Source organism: Mesorhizobium sp. LNJC391B00 (assembly GCF_000502535.1).
Taxonomy (GTDB): Bacteria; Pseudomonadota; Alphaproteobacteria; order Rhizobiales; family Rhizobiaceae; genus Mesorhizobium.
Genome location: NZ_AYWI01000007.1, coordinates 185,146 through 198,745, shown reverse-complemented (window position 1 = coordinate 198,745; position 13,600 = coordinate 185,146). Strand labels below are relative to the sequence as shown.

Genomic DNA, 13,600 nt, shown 5'->3' with positions numbered 1-13,600 from the left:
CGATCTCAGAGATTGGAAAACACGCTGTTGACGGCATCGGCGGTTTTCGAAACGACGATGTCGGCTTCCTCACGCGTCAGGCAGAGCGGCGGCGCGAAGCCTAGTATGTCGCCCTGCGGCATGGCGCGGCCGATGACGCCGCTGGCGGCAAGTGCTGTCGCCACTTGGGGCCCGATCTTGAGCGAGGCGTCGAAGAACACCCGGTCGTCCTTGTCGGCGACAAATTCGACTGCCGCCAGCATGCCATCGCCGCGCACGTCGCCGACATGTCTGTGACCGCCGACGGCCTTGGCCAGTTCGGCGCGGAAATAGGCGCCCGTCTCATCGGCGTTTGTCACCAGGTCCATCTCGTCGATCAGTTCGAGATTGGCGACACCTGCGGCGACGCAGATCGGATGCGCCGCATAAGTCCAGCCATGGCCGAGCGAACCGAGCTTGTCGGAGCCCTGCACCAGCACCTGCCACATCTTGTCGGCGACGATGACGCCCGACAGCGGCGCATAGGCCGAGGTCAGCCCCTTGGCGATGGTGATGAGGTCTGGCTTGATGCCGTAATGGTCGGAGCCGAACATGGTGCCCAGACGGCCGAAGCCCGTCACCACCTCGTCGGCGACCAGCAGCACGTCATACTTCTTCAGCACCGCCTGGATCTTCTCCCAGTAGCCGGCCGGCGGCGGCACGATGCCGCCAGTGCCGAGAATCGGCTCGCCGATGAAAGCGGCGACGGTTTCGGGACCTTCTGCCAGGATCATCTCCTCAAGCTTGTCGGCGCAATGCTGCGAGAACTGCTCCTCGCTCATCGAGCGGTCGGCGCGGCGGAAATAATAGGGCGCCTCGGTGTGCAGGACCGGTGCGCGCGGCAGGTCGAAGGCATTGTGGAACAGGTCGAGCCCGGTCAGTGATCCCGTCATCACGCCCGAGCCGTGATAGCCGCGCCAGCGCGAGATGATCTTCTTCTTCTCCGGCCGGCCCAGCACATTGTTGTAGTACCAGATCAGCTTGATGTTGGTTTCGTTAGCGTCGGAACCGGAGAGGCCGAAATAGACCCTCGACATGCCCTTCGGCGCGCGGTCGATGATCATCTTGGCCAGCGTGATCGACGCCTCGGTGCCGTGGCCGACATAGGCGTGATAGTAGGCGAGGTTCTTCGCCTGGGTGGCGATGGCGTCAGCGATCTTCTGGCGGCCATAGCCGACATTGACGCAATAGAGCCCGGCAAAGGCATCGATACTCTTCTTGCCATTGTTGTCCCAGACGGTGACGCCTTCACCGCCGGCCATGATACGCGTGGGCGATTCTCCGCGTGCGTGTGTGCCCATATGGGTCGAGGGATGGAAGAAATGGTCGCGATCCCAAGCGTTGAGTTCGTTGGATTGGTCGAGCATTTTTGACTCCTTGAGAAATCCGGGTGAGGCCTAAGCCACATCTAAACAGAGATATTTGAGATCGGTGAAAGCTTCGAGCCCGTGGCGCGAGCCTTCGCGCCCGATGCCGGACTGCTTGACGCCGCCGAAGGGGATCGGCGCGCCGGTGATCTTGACGCGGTTGATGGCGACCATGCCGTAGTCGAGCGCGCGGCCCAGGCGCTGCTGGCGGGCGCCGTTCTCGGTAACGACATAGGCGACGAGGCCGTATTCGGTGGCGTTGGCGCGGGCGGTCACTTCGTCCTCACTGTCGAACGGCGTGACGGCGGCGACCGGCCCGAAAGTCTCCTCGCGCATGATCAGCGCCTCATCAGTGACATCGACCAGCAACGTCGGCTGATAGAACAGCGGCCCGGCCTGATGTCGCTTGCCGCCGGTGAGGCAGCGCGCGCCATGGGCGACGGCATCGGCGACCTGTTCCTCGACCTTGGTCACGGCGCGCTCATGCATCAGCGGTCCGATATCGATCTTTTCGACAAGCCCATTGCCGGTCCGCAGCGCCTCGATGCGCTCGGCAAAGGCGGCGCAGAAGCGATCGTAGATCGGGCGCTGGACATAGATGCGGTTGGCGGCAAGGCAGTCCTGGCCTGACGTTGCAAACTTGGCATCGATGGCAATGCTCACTGCGTTGTCGACATCGGCGTCGGCAAAGACGATCAGCGGCGCATGGCCGCCAAGCTCCATCACCAGCCGCTTCATCGTCGGAGCACACTGTGCGGCGATCAACCGGCCGATCTCCGTCGAGCCGGTAAAACTCATGGCGCGGACGCGCGGGTCTTCGCACATGCGCCCGACGATCGTCGCTGCCTTGCCGGTGATGACGTTGAAGACACCGGCGGGCAGGCCGGCGCGCTCGCCGAGTTCAGCCAGCGCCAGCGCCGACAGCGGCGTCTCCGAGGACGGGTGTGCGACGATGGTGCAGCCGGCGGCGAGTGCGGCGGCCGCCTTGCGGGTCAGCATCGCCGCCGGAAAATTCCAGGGCGTGACGACGCCGACAACGCCGAGCGGCTCGCGCCTCACCATCATCTCGGCATTCGGCAGATGGCTGGTGACGCTCTCGGCGTTGAGGCGCTTTGCCTCTTCGGCATACCATTCGACGAAAGAGGCGGCATAGTCGATTTCGCCGAGCGATTCCTGCAGCGGCTTGCCTTGTTCCAAAGTCATCAGCAGGGCAAGGTCGTCTTTCGCCGCGATGATCAGCTCGAACCATTTTCGCAGAATTCTCGACCGCTCCTGCGGCAGCAGTGACCGCCAAGCCGGGAAGGCACGCGCGGCGGCACCGATTGCCCTTGTCGTTTGCTGCGCATCGAGCGCGGCGACAAACGCGACCGTCGCGCCTGTGGCCGGATCGGTGACTTCAAAGCTTTCGGCCGCTTCGCTCGCGGTCCAATGCCCATCGACATAGGCAAGCTCGCGCAGCAGCCGGCGGTCGGAGAGGCGGTCGAGCGCCTCATGGCGATGCGAGCGGGCAAAATGCGCGGACATGGTCGAGGCCTCCCGGTTCGGACGATGCGGGAAGACTATCCGTCACATGCAGACAGAGAGACTGTTTCGACGCCCTGAAGGAGAGAGACTCTCTCTATTGTGCCGTCCCGACAGACATTCTCTCCGGGCTTATGCCGACGCCGGCAGCAGGTCGGCTATCGGCAGCACGATTTCGTCCTTCACCGTCTTGGTGACGATGTAGGTGAAGTAGCGGTCGATGCCGATCTCGCGCTCCAGCAGGTCGTCGACCAGCCGCTGATAGGCGTCGATGTCGCGCGTCATCACCTTGACCACATAGTCGACGCCGCCGCCCACCGACCAGCAGGCGACGATTTCGGGGATGTCGCGGATGACGCGTTCGAAGCGGTCGAAATCGGCCTGGCGATGGCTGGCCAGCGTCACCTCCATCAACACGGTGGCGACCGGCGCCACCACGCGCATGGCGATCCTGGCGTGGTAGCCCGAGACGATGCCTGCCTTCTCCAGCTTGCGCAGCCGCATCCAGCACGGCGTCGGCGACAGCCCGACCTGTTCGGCCAGCGCCAGCTTGGTGATGCGCCCGTCGCGCTGGATGGCGTCGAGTATCCTGAGGTCGACCGCGTCGAGTTTCGATGTCATCGGCGTCCGCTTTTTGTCGGCATCACCATGACGGCGCATTATTTCGATTGTCAATTGCACTGATTTCGATCTCTATTAAGTCATGACATCATGGCAACCCGACCCTGCGCTCATCCGCCGGCCAGCCTATCAAACGCTGGCCGACCAGTTCGCCCGCGCCATTCATGACGGGCGGCTGGCCAACGGCGCGCGGCTTCCAACGCATCGAAGGCTGGCAGACGATTTAAAACTGTCGGTGCAGACGGTCAGCCGCGCCTACGAAGAACTGATCCGGCGCGGCCTGATTTCGGGCGAGATCGGCCGTGGCAGCTTTGTCCAGACGCAGCGCCGCGACCCGGAGCCGCCCTATCTGCCGGAGCGCCTCGGCGAGGTCATCGATCTGTCAATCCTGAAGCCGGTCTGCGAGCCGATGCATTTGGAGCGGCTGAAGCAGGCGCTGGGCTGGCTGGCCGAAAACCTGCCATCCAGTTCGGCGTTGTCGTTCCGGCCCAACATGGTGTTCCCGCGTCACCGCGCGGTGGCTGTCGAATGGCTGAAACTGTGTGGGCTCGACACCTCCGCACAGAATATCAGCCTGACCAATGGCGCGACCGCCGGGATGACCGTGGCGCTGATGAGCGTTGCGCCGCCGGGATCGACTGTCGCCACCGAGGCCATCGGCCACCACACGCTGGTGCCGCTGGCGCGCTATCTCGGCTTCAACCTGGAAGGCCTGCCGATCGACGGCAATGGCCTGATCCCGGAGGCGTTGGACGAGGTCTGCCGGCTCACCGACATTCGCGCGGTATTCGTGCAACCGTCGGTGATCAACCCGACGGCGACGCTGATGGACGCTCGGCGGCGCGAAGAGATCGCCGCGGTCGCGCGCAAGCACGACATCGCCATCATCGAGAACGATGTGCTGGGTCCGCTGATCGAGGACCGGCCGCCGCCGGTCGCCGCCTTTGCGCCGGAGCGCACGCTCTACGTCACTTCCTTCACCAAGATCACCGTACCTGGCCTGCGCATCGGCTATCTCGCGGCGCCCGACCGCTATGTCGCCGCCGTTGCCAACCGGCATCTGGTGTCGAACTGGATGGCGACGCCGCTGGTGGCCGAGATCGCCACCAAATGGGTGACCGACGGCACGGCGATGGAACTCGTTCGCTGGCAGCGCGCGGCATTGCGCCGCCGCCAGGACATCGCAGCCGAGGTGCTGGGCGGGGTTGGTTATCGCGCCAGGCGCGACGGGCTGCATGTCTGGTTGCAACTGCCCGCGGACCGTGCCGAGGAAAGCTTCGTCGCCCAGGCCCGCCTGCAAGGCGTGGCGATCGCGCCCGGCACCTCCTTCCGCATCTCGGATGCGCCCTGGCATCCGGCGGTGCGCATCTCGCTCGGCTCGACCACCGAGGGGGAACTGCGCGCCGGCCTCGGCGTTGTCACCAAGTTGCTGCTTGGCGATCCGGAGCATCTGCTGCTCGCAATCTAAGCGGGAATTGCTCTGGAATCATGCAGTGCCGGAAATATTGTCATGATTTTATTTTCCCAATTGACATGATTTGGCGCGTTCCGCATCGTTAAGGGCACAGGCTTCTCCAGCAGGGGAAATTCATTTGTCCTCACCCATCATCAAGGTCGACGCCATTTCGAAGAGCTTCGGCTCGTTCAAGGTACTGGACGGCCTGTCGATGCAGGTCATGCCCGGCGAGAAGCTGGCGCTGATCGGCCCGTCCGGCTCGGGCAAGACGACGATCCTGCGAATCCTGATGACGCTGGAGAAGATCGACGGCGGCCATATCCAGATCGATGGCGAGCAGCTCTATCACATGGAGCGCAACGGCCAGCTGCTGCCCGCCGACGAGCGGCACCTGACCAAGATGCGGCAGAAGATCGGCATGGTCTTCCAGCTGTTCAATCTGTTTCCGCACAAATGCGTCATGGATAACGTCACGCTGGCGCCGATGCTGACCAAGGGCACGCCTCGCGCCGCCGCTGAAAAGCGGGCCATGGAACTGCTCGACATGGTCGGCATGGCCGACAAGGCGAAGTCGATGCCGGCGCAGCTGTCCGGCGGCCAGAAGCAGCGCGTGGCGATTGCCCGTGCGCTGGCATTGTCGCCGAAGATCATGCTGTTCGACGAGGTGACGTCGGCCCTCGATCCGGAGCTGGTCGAGGAGGTGATGAATGTCATGCGCAAGCTCGCCGCAGAGACCGACATGACCATGCTGCTGGTCACCCACGAGATGGGCTTTGCCCACGACTTCGCCGACCGCGTGCTGTTCTTCGACCGCGGCAAGATCGTCGAAGAGGGCAAACCAGACGAGATTTTCCGCCATCCAAAGCAGGAGCGCACGCAAGGCTTCCTGAAGAAGATCATCGCAGCCGGACATCGTGTCTGACCGCTTTGCGGGGCGGAAGACCGCCCCAGACAAAACCAAGAAGACAACAAGGAGTTGGGAACAATGAAGAAACTTGGCATTCTGGCCGGCGTCGCCGGTCTCGCACTGACGGCGGTGCTCGCCGCGTCGAGCACCGGTTCGGCCGATGACAGCAAGCTCGAGCAATTGAAGGCGCAGGGCTTTGCCCGCGTCGCGATCGCCAACGAGCCGCCCTATACGGCGGTCGCCGCCGACGGCAAAGTTTCGGGTGCGGCGCCCGACGTGGCGCGCGAGGTCTTCAAGCGTCTCGGTGTTGCCGACATCGTCGCTTCGATCTCCGAATATGGCGCGATGATCCCCGGCCTGCAGGCCGGCCGCTTCGACGTCGTCACCGCCGGCCTGTTCATGAAGCCGGAGCGTTGCGCGGCGGTCGTCTATTCCGAGCCGGTGCTGTGCGACGCCGAGGCGATGCTGGTGAAGAAGGGCAATCCGAAGGGCTTCAAGAGCTACGAGGACGTCGCCAAGGACACGTCAGCCACCATCGGCGCGCCCGGTGGCGGCACCGAGGAGAAGCTGGCGCTCAACGCCGGCGTGCCGCGCGAGCGCGTCATCGTCGTGCCGGACGGCCAGAGCGGCCTGAAGATGCTGCAGGACGGCCGCATCGACGCCTATTCGCTGCCCGTCCTGTCGATAAACGACCTCGTCAAGAAAGCCAACGATCCGAACCTCGAAGTCATCGCCCCGGTGGTCGGCGCGCCGGTCTATTGCGACGGCGCCGCCTTCAAGAAAGGCGATGAGGCCCTGCGCGACGCCTTCGATGTCGAGCTCGCCAAGCTGAAGAAATCCGGCGAGTTCGCCAAGATCATCGAGCCCTACGGCTTCTCGGCCGCAGCCGCGATGTCGACCACGCGGGACAAGCTCTGCGCGGCGAAATAGCGCCGTTTTGCCTTCTCCCTGTTCACGGGGAGAAGGTGGCCCGAAGGGCCGGATGAGGGGCGGCGCCAGGTTCTGAGAATTTAGCGCTGCCCCTCATCTGCCTGCCCGTCCTCCGCAGCAGCTGCGCTGCAGCTTCGGAGGGTGGACTGGCATCTTCTCTCCGTGAACGGGGAGAAGGAAGCTAACCGCCAACGTTGGAACCCGAATGACCCAGTGGTCCGGCTACCTCGGCCTGATATTGCAGGGAGCGCTTGTCACCATCGAGCTGACGCTGATGGGGTCGGTGCTCGCCCTGATCATGGCCTTCCTCGCCGGCATGGGCCGCGTGTCGCGCTTCTTCGCGCTGCGTTGGCTTGCAACCGCCTATATAGAATTCTTCCGCGGCACCTCGATCTTCGTGCAGCTGTTCTTTGCCTATTTCGTGTTGCCGTTGATCGGCCTCGAACTGACCCCGCTGCAGGCGGGTGTGCTGGCGCTGGGCCTCAATGTCGGCGCCTATGCGGCCGAGGTGGTACGCGGCGCCATCCAGTCGGTCGGCCGCGAACAATATGAAGCCTGCATCGCGCTCAACCTCGGCCGCTGGCAAGGTATGCGCCATGTCATCCTGCCGCAGGCGCTGCTGGTCATGCTGCCGACCTTCGGCAACAACGCCATCGAGCTGCTCAAGGCGACCTCCGTGGTGTCGCTGATCTCGCTCGCCGATCTCACCTTTCAGGCGCAGGTCGTGCGCTCGCAGACCGGCAACACGCTGGCGCCGTTCACCACCATCCTGATCATCTATTTCGCCCTGGCGCTGATCATCTCCTGGGGCGTGCGTTCATTGGAACGCCGCATGGCGCGCGGCCTCGACGGGGTGCGCGTCTGATGGATTGGGACTGGAACTTCGTCTGGGAGATCCTGCCGACGCTGATCCAGGGCGTGAAGATCACCATCCTGGCAACGCTGCTCGGCTCCGTGCTGGCCGCTATCGTGGGTCTGGGCATCGCGCTGGCGCGACGCTCGCCCAACAAGGTCCTGTCGCGCACCGTCGGCTGGGCGGCCGAATTCATCCGCGGCACGCCACTTCTGGTGCAACTTTATTTCATCTTCTATGTCCTGCCGGATTTCGGCATCCTGTTGCCGCCGCTGGTCGCCGGCGTCATCGGGCTCGGCTTGCACTACGGCACCTACACGGCGGAAGTCTATCGCGCCGGTATCGACAACGTGCCGCGCGGCCAGTGGGAGGCGGCCAAGGCCTGCAATCTGAGCGCCACGCAGACCTGGACCAACATCATCATTCCGCAAGCGATCCCACCGATGATCCCGGCTTTGGCCAACTATTTCATCGCCATGTTCAAGGAGACGCCGCTGCTGTCGGCGATCACCGTGCTGGAGCTGATGAACCAGGCAAAGAGCGTCGCCAACACCTACTATCGCTACATTGAGCCGATCACGCTGGTCGGCGCTTTCTTCCTCGTCATCAGCCTCTTCTCGGTCGTGCTGCTGCGCTGGCTGGAACATCGCTACGGCAAGATCGAAAGGTAATTCTCAAGATGAAACCGCTGCCCAAAATCAGGCTGACGCCGACAATGCCGGCGCTCGACGCGCGTCCGCTGGAAAAGCGCGTCGGCCTGATCATCCTTGCCACCGACCACACCAGCGAGCCGGACTTTCGCCGCATGGTGGCGAGCGAGCGGGTCGGCGTCTATGTCGCGCGCATTCCCTACAAGAATCCAACTACGCCGGAGAATTTGCGCAAGATGCAGCCGGAGCTTGCGGCGGGCGCGGCGCTGATCCTGCCCGACGAAAACCTCGACGCGATCTGCTACTCCTGCACCTCGGCCTCGGTGGTGATTGGCGACGCTGAAATCGAGGCCGCAATCCAGTCTGCCAAGCCGGGTGTTCCTGTGGTCACGCCGCCGATGGCCGGCCTGCGCGGGCTGCAGGTGCTGGGCGCGAAAAAGATCAGCATCCTCACCCCCTACACCGTCCAAACCTCCAGGCCGATGGCGGCTTACTTCGCCGCACGTGGCTTCGATATCCTCAGCTTCACCTGTCTCGGTTTCGAGGACGATCGCGAGATGGCGCGCATTGCGCCGGCAGCGATCGTCGACCTGGCTCGTGAGGCGACGCATGCGCAGGCCGATGCACTGTTCGTGTCCTGCACCGCATTGCGCGGAGCGCTCGCGGTTCCCGGCATGGAACAGGCGATCGACCGCCCGGTCGTCACCAGCAATCAGGCCAGCGCCTGGAATTGTTTGCGGTTGTGTGGCGACGGGACGTCGCATCCCGAATTTGGCCGTCTGATGACGCTGCCTTTGCCGCGCGATTGACGATCATGACGACAGTCACCCTTAACGATATTCGTGCCGCCCGGGAGCGAGTTGCCGGCAAAATCGAACGCACGCCGACAGGGTTATCTCACAGCCTTTCCGAACGACTGGGCATCCCCGTCCACCTCAAGCTTGAACACCGCCAGACCACCGGCAGCTTCAAGCTGCGCGGCGCCTCGAATGCCGTTGCTTCGCTGAGCGCCGAGGAGAAGGCGCGCGGCGTGGTCGCGGCGTCGACCGGCAATCATGGCCGTGCGCTGGCCCATGCTGCGAAGCTCGAAGGCATGCGTGCGGTGATCTGCATGTCGCGACTGGTGCCGGGCAACAAGCTCGACGAAATCCGTCGGCTTGGCGCGGATGTCCGCATCATCGGCAACAGTCAGGACGAGGCGCAGCAGGAGGTCGAACGGCTGGTGGCGCAGGAGGGACTGGTGATGCTGCCGCCCTTCGACCACCCGGCCATCATCGCCGGGCAAGGCACGCTCGGACTGGAGATGATCGAGCAGGTCCCGGATGCCGCTCTCGTCCTGGTGCAACTCTCCGGTGGTGGACTCGCCTCGGGCATCGCCGCCGCCGTCAAGGGCGTCAGCCCCGGGACAAAAATCATCGGCGTTTCGATGGCGCGTGGTGCTGCGATGAAGGCGAGCCTGGATGCCGGTCGCCCGGTCGAGGTGGAAGAACTGCCGACGCTGGCGGATTCGCTCGGCGGCGGCATCGGTCTCGGCAACCGGCTGACCTTCGCCATGTGCCGCGATCTGCTCGACGACGTCATCCTGCTCAGCGAGGACGAGATCGCCGCCGGCATCCGCCATGCCTATGAACAGGAGCGCGAGATCGTCGAAGGCGCCGGAGCGGTCGGCATCGCTGCGCTACTCGTCGGCAAGGTCAGGGCGACCGGGCCGGTGGTCGTTCTTCTCTCGGGCCGCAATATCGACATGAACACGCATCGCAAGATCGTCTGCGGTGACGCAATCGCGGAGCGCGCGGCATGAAAACTCTCCCACGCCGAATTCCCGCCCACCCCCCTCTGTCCTGCCGGACATCTCCCCCGCAAGGGGGGAGATCGGCAGCTTCGATGCGGTCGCTATTCTTGCTGCGCTGGAGATTGGCGAAGGCAGGAGTGCAGTCCAATCTCCCCCCTTGCGGGGGAGATGGCCGGCAGGCCAGAGGGGGGTGTGACGGAACACTATCCTTCGTGGTGCGCGCTAGTACGGAGCGCGACACATGAGTCCGATGACCATCCTCACCGAGAAGGAACTGCGCACAATCGTGCCGCTCGATCTCGACGCGGTCGCCTGCGTCGAAAACGCTTTCCGCGCGCTCGCCACATTGCCGGTGGCGATGCCGCCGATTCTGCGGTTGGACATTCACGAGCAGCGCGGCGAGGTGGATGTGAAGTCCGCCTATGTGCCAGGAATAGAAGGTTTCGCCGTCAAAATTAGCTCGGGCTTCTTCGACAATCCGAAGCTCGGTCTGCCCAGCGGGGGCGGCATGATGGTGTTGCTCTCGGCAAGAACCGGTGTGGTCGAGGCGCTGCTGCTCGACAATGGCTATCTCACAGATGTCCGCACCGCTGCTGCCGGCGCCGTCGCGGCGAAGCATCTGTCGCGGCCGGATTCGTCCGTCGCCGCAATCTTCGGCGCCGGCGTGCAAGCCGGGCTGCAACTCGAAGCACTCATGTTGGTGCGGCCGATCGCCGAGGCACGTATCTGGGCGCGCGATGCGGTCAAGGCGGAGACGGCCGCAGGCGCGCTGCGCGAAAAGCTCGGCATTCTCGTGCGCGCCGAGCCGGATGCAGCCAAAGCAACCATCGGCGCCGACATCATCGTCACCTCCACGCCGTCGACCGAGCCGCTGATCAAGGCCGGCTTTGTCGTTGCCGGGCAGCACATCACCGCCATGGGCGCGGATGCCGAACACAAGAACGAGATCGCGCCGGCGATCCTGCGCATGGCCGATCTCTATGTCGCCGACAGCGCCAAGCAGACACGGCGTCTGGGAGAACTGCATCACGCCATCGCATCGGGCGTGATGGGACCCGATGCCGCGGTCACCGAACTCGGCCAGATCATCGCCGGCGAACGGCACGGAAGGCGCTCACCCAGCGACATCACCATCGCCGACCTCACCGGCACCGGCGTGCAGGATACGGCGATCGCCACGCTCGCTCGCAACCGGGCGCGGGCGGCCAATGCCGGAACCATTTTTGAAAGCTGATGCTGGCCGCAAGGCCCAACAAACGAGGACCAAGAACAATGCAACCGAACCTGAAATTCTCGCGTGGCGAATTTGCGGATCGCCTCGCCAAGACGCGAAAAGCCATGGAGGTGAAAGACGTCGATCTGCTTGTTGTCAGCGACCCATCCAACATGGCCTGGCTGACCGGCTATGATGGCTGGTCGTTCTATGTGCATCAGGCGGTGATCGTGCCACCATCGGGCGAGCCGGTCTGGTACGGCCGCGGCCAGGATGCCAATGGCGCCAAGCGCACCGCCTATCTCGCGCATGACAACATCGTCGGCTATGCCGACCACTACGTGCAGTCGACCGAGCGCCACCCGATGGATTTTTTGGCAAGCGTGCTTAGTGATCGCGGCTGGGGCAAGCTGACCGTCGGCGTCGAGATGGACAATTACTGGTTCTCGGCTGCCGCCTTCGCCGCGTTGCAGAAGCACCTGCCCAACGCCCGCTTCGTCGACGCGACAGCGCTGGTCAATTGGCAGCGCGCGGTGAAGAGCCCGACTGAAATCGACTATATGCGCAAGGCGGCTCGGATCGTCGAAGCCATGCACCAGCGCATCGTCGACAAGATCGAAGTAGGCATGCGCAAATGCGATCTGGTCGCTGAGATCTACGATGCCGGCACGCGCGGTGTCGATGGCGTCGGCGGCGACTATCCGGCGATCGTGCCGCTGCTGCCGTCGGGCGCCGACGCCTCGGCGCCGCATCTCACCTGGGACGACCAGCCGATGAAGTCGGGCGAGGGCACCTTCTTCGAGATCGCCGGCTGCTACAACCGCTACCATTGCCCGCTGTCGCGCACCGTCTTTCTCGGCAAGCCGACACAGGAATTCCTCGATGCCGAGAAGGCGACACTGGAAGGCATGGAGGCGGGGCTGGCGGCGGCAAAGCCCGGCAATGCCTGTGAGGACATCGCCAACGCCTTTTTCGCCGTGTTGAAGAAATATGGCATCGTCAAGGACAACCGCACCGGCTACTCCATCGGCCTGTCCTATCCGCCGGATTGGGGCGAACGCACCATGAGCCTGCGCCCCGGCGACCGCACCGAACTCAAGCCCGGCATGACCTTCCATTTCATGACCGGCCTGTGGCTGGAGACGATGGGACTGGAAATCACCGAATCCATCCTGATCACCGAAACCGGTGTAGAGTGCCTGGCCAATGTACCGCGCAAACTGGTGGTGAAGAATTGAGCCCGATGCCTAGCCTCCGCCCATCTCCGATCGCGCCGACCGTCCATTTCGACAAGGACGGCGTGCAACATGGTTTCCTGCGCCTGCCCTACAGCCGCGACGACTCGGCCTGGGGTTCGGTGATGATCCCGATCTGCGTCATCCGCAACGGCAAGGGGCCGGCCGCGCTGCTCACCGGCGGCAACCATGGCGACGAGTATGAGGGGCCGCTGGCGCTCTACGATCTTGCCCGCACGCTCGATCCCAAACAGGTCAGCGGCACGGTGATCATCGTGCCGGCGATGAACTATCCGGCCTTCCGCGCCGGCACGCGGACGTCGCCGATCGACAAGGGCAATATGAACCGCAGCTTTCCCGGCCGTCCCGACGGCACGGTGACCGAGAAGATCGCCGACTACTTTCAACGCGAACTGCTGCCGCGCGCCGACCTCGTCTTCGATTTCCACTCCGGCGGCAGGACGCTGGATTTCGTGCCCTTCTGTGCCGCCCACACGGTGCCCGACAAGGCGCTGGAGCAGAAAGCCTTCGACGCGGTCGCCGCGTTCTCGGCCCCGTTCTCGATGCGCATGATCGAGATTGACTCCGTCGGCATGTATGACACGGCGGCCGAGGAAATGGGCAAGGTCTTCGTCAGCACCGAGCTTGGCGGCGGCGGCACCTCGCGTGCCCAGACCGTGCGGATCGCGCGGCGCGGCATCAGCAATGTGCTGCGCCATGCCGGTATTGTTGATGGTGCGGTCGAGAAGGGCAGAACTCAGTGGCTCGACATGCCGTCAGGCGATTGTTTCTCCTTCGCCGAGGACGACGGCATGATCGAGACCATGGTCGATCTCGGCGAGCCTGTGAAAGAAGGCTCGGTGCTGGCGCGCATCCATTCCACCGGCCGCACCGGCATCGCTCCGCAGGAGATCAAGGCAAAAATGTCCGGCATTCTGGCGGCGCGGCATTTCCCCGGCCTGGTCAAAGCCGGTGACTGCGCCGCCGTCCTGGCCCTTGTGGTTTCATCGTGATTTCGCAGAGTACGCCGCGCGAAT

The 13,600-nt window shown here is 64.0% G+C and carries 13 protein-coding genes; 10 read left to right on the top strand and 3 right to left on the bottom strand.

Going from position 1 to position 13,600, the window contains the following annotated elements:
- Positions 1–5 precede the first annotated feature (5 nt).
- The 3 genes from X750_RS145815 to X750_RS145825 all read right to left on the bottom strand — a co-directional run bounded on the left by X750_RS145815 (position 6) and on the right by X750_RS145825 (position 3,527).
- Positions 6–1,385: an aspartate aminotransferase family protein gene (locus X750_RS145815; RefSeq protein WP_023704759.1), complete on the bottom strand. Its 1,380-nt coding sequence runs from the start codon at positions 1,383–1,385 to the stop codon at positions 6–8.
- A 30-nt stretch (positions 1,386–1,415) separates the two neighbouring features.
- On the bottom strand, positions 1,416–2,909 hold the full coding sequence (locus X750_RS145820; RefSeq protein WP_023708122.1) for an NAD-dependent succinate-semialdehyde dehydrogenase: 1,494 nt from the start codon (positions 2,907–2,909) through the stop codon (positions 1,416–1,418).
- A 129-nt stretch (positions 2,910–3,038) separates the two neighbouring features.
- Complete coding sequence (locus X750_RS145825; RefSeq protein ID WP_023686966.1) at positions 3,039–3,527, bottom strand: Lrp/AsnC family transcriptional regulator; 489 nt, start codon at positions 3,525–3,527, stop codon at positions 3,039–3,041.
- An 82-nt stretch (positions 3,528–3,609) separates the two neighbouring features.
- Here X750_RS145825 and X750_RS145830 point away from each other — a divergent pair, with 82 nt between their 5' ends.
- The 10 genes from X750_RS145830 to doeB all read left to right on the top strand — a co-directional run bounded on the left by X750_RS145830 (position 3,610) and on the right by doeB (position 13,576).
- On the top strand, positions 3,610–4,995 hold the full coding sequence (locus X750_RS145830) for a PLP-dependent aminotransferase family protein (protein ID WP_023682676.1): 1,386 nt from the start codon (positions 3,610–3,612) through the stop codon (positions 4,993–4,995).
- 124 nt (positions 4,996–5,119) lie between these two features.
- Entirely contained in the window at positions 5,120–5,905 is a 786-nt protein-coding gene (gene ehuA / locus X750_RS145835; RefSeq protein WP_023682675.1) for an ectoine/hydroxyectoine ABC transporter ATP-binding protein EhuA, read from the top strand.
- A 63-nt stretch (positions 5,906–5,968) separates the two neighbouring features.
- Entirely contained in the window at positions 5,969–6,820 is an 852-nt protein-coding gene (gene ehuB / locus X750_RS145840) for an ectoine/hydroxyectoine ABC transporter substrate-binding protein EhuB (RefSeq protein ID WP_023682674.1), read from the top strand.
- A gap of 205 nt (positions 6,821–7,025) precedes the next feature.
- Positions 7,026–7,685 carry an ectoine/hydroxyectoine ABC transporter permease subunit EhuC gene (ehuC, locus tag X750_RS145845; protein WP_023667875.1) on the top strand — a complete coding sequence of 220 codons (660 nt, stop codon included), beginning with the start codon at positions 7,026–7,028 and terminating at the stop codon, positions 7,683–7,685.
- Positions 7,685–8,344, top strand: a complete 660-nt coding sequence (gene ehuD / locus X750_RS145850; protein ID WP_023686970.1) for an ectoine/hydroxyectoine ABC transporter permease subunit EhuD — start codon at positions 7,685–7,687, stop codon at positions 8,342–8,344. The genes ehuC and ehuD overlap by 1 nt, the downstream gene beginning before the upstream one ends.
- Before the next feature lie 8 nt (positions 8,345–8,352).
- Positions 8,353–9,132, top strand: coding sequence for an ectoine utilization protein EutA (gene eutA / locus X750_RS145855; protein WP_023747990.1), 780 nt, complete (start codon positions 8,353–8,355; stop codon positions 9,130–9,132).
- Positions 9,133–9,137: 5 nt separating this feature from the next.
- A complete protein-coding gene (eutB, locus tag X750_RS145860; protein WP_031243113.1) occupies positions 9,138–10,124 on the top strand; it encodes a hydroxyectoine utilization dehydratase EutB in 987 nt (328 codons plus the stop codon).
- 232 nt (positions 10,125–10,356) lie between these two features.
- Positions 10,357–11,349 carry a cyclodeaminase gene (locus X750_RS145865; RefSeq protein ID WP_023747988.1) on the top strand — a complete coding sequence of 331 codons (993 nt, stop codon included), beginning with the start codon at positions 10,357–10,359 and terminating at the stop codon, positions 11,347–11,349.
- A 38-nt stretch (positions 11,350–11,387) separates the two neighbouring features.
- Positions 11,388–12,566, top strand: coding sequence for an ectoine hydrolase DoeA (gene doeA, locus X750_RS145870; protein WP_023747987.1), 1,179 nt, complete (start codon positions 11,388–11,390; stop codon positions 12,564–12,566).
- Positions 12,567–12,571: 5 nt separating this feature from the next.
- The gene (gene doeB / locus X750_RS145875; protein WP_023747986.1) at positions 12,572–13,576 is read left to right on the top strand and encodes a N(2)-acetyl-L-2,4-diaminobutanoate deacetylase DoeB; all 1,005 of its coding nucleotides are present in this window, start codon (positions 12,572–12,574) and stop codon (positions 13,574–13,576) included.
- Positions 13,577–13,600: the final 24 nt, after the last annotated feature.

Bases quoted from the DNA above. Each gene is read 5' to 3' on its own strand.
- doeA (WP_023747987.1), top strand. From the start codon at position 11,388: ATGCAACCGAACCTGAAATTCTCGCGTGGCGAATTTGCGGATCGCCTC.
- X750_RS145825 (WP_023686966.1), bottom strand. From the start codon at position 3,527: ATGACATCGAAACTCGACGCGGTCGACCTCAGGATACTCGACGCCATC.
- ehuD (WP_023686970.1), top strand. From the start codon at position 7,685: ATGGATTGGGACTGGAACTTCGTCTGGGAGATCCTGCCGACGCTGATC.
- doeB (WP_023747986.1), top strand. From the start codon at position 12,572: ATGCCTAGCCTCCGCCCATCTCCGATCGCGCCGACCGTCCATTTCGAC.
- X750_RS145820 (WP_023708122.1), bottom strand. From the start codon at position 2,909: ATGTCCGCGCATTTTGCCCGCTCGCATCGCCATGAGGCGCTCGACCGC.
- X750_RS145815 (WP_023704759.1), bottom strand. From the start codon at position 1,385: ATGCTCGACCAATCCAACGAACTCAACGCTTGGGATCGCGACCATTTC.
- ehuC (WP_023667875.1), top strand. From the start codon at position 7,026: ATGACCCAGTGGTCCGGCTACCTCGGCCTGATATTGCAGGGAGCGCTT.
- eutB (WP_031243113.1), top strand. From the start codon at position 9,138: ATGACGACAGTCACCCTTAACGATATTCGTGCCGCCCGGGAGCGAGTT.
- X750_RS145830 (WP_023682676.1), top strand. From the start codon at position 3,610: ATGACATCATGGCAACCCGACCCTGCGCTCATCCGCCGGCCAGCCTAT.
- eutA (WP_023747990.1), top strand. From the start codon at position 8,353: ATGAAACCGCTGCCCAAAATCAGGCTGACGCCGACAATGCCGGCGCTC.
- ehuB (WP_023682674.1), top strand. From the start codon at position 5,969: ATGAAGAAACTTGGCATTCTGGCCGGCGTCGCCGGTCTCGCACTGACG.
- X750_RS145865 (WP_023747988.1), top strand. From the start codon at position 10,357: ATGAGTCCGATGACCATCCTCACCGAGAAGGAACTGCGCACAATCGTG.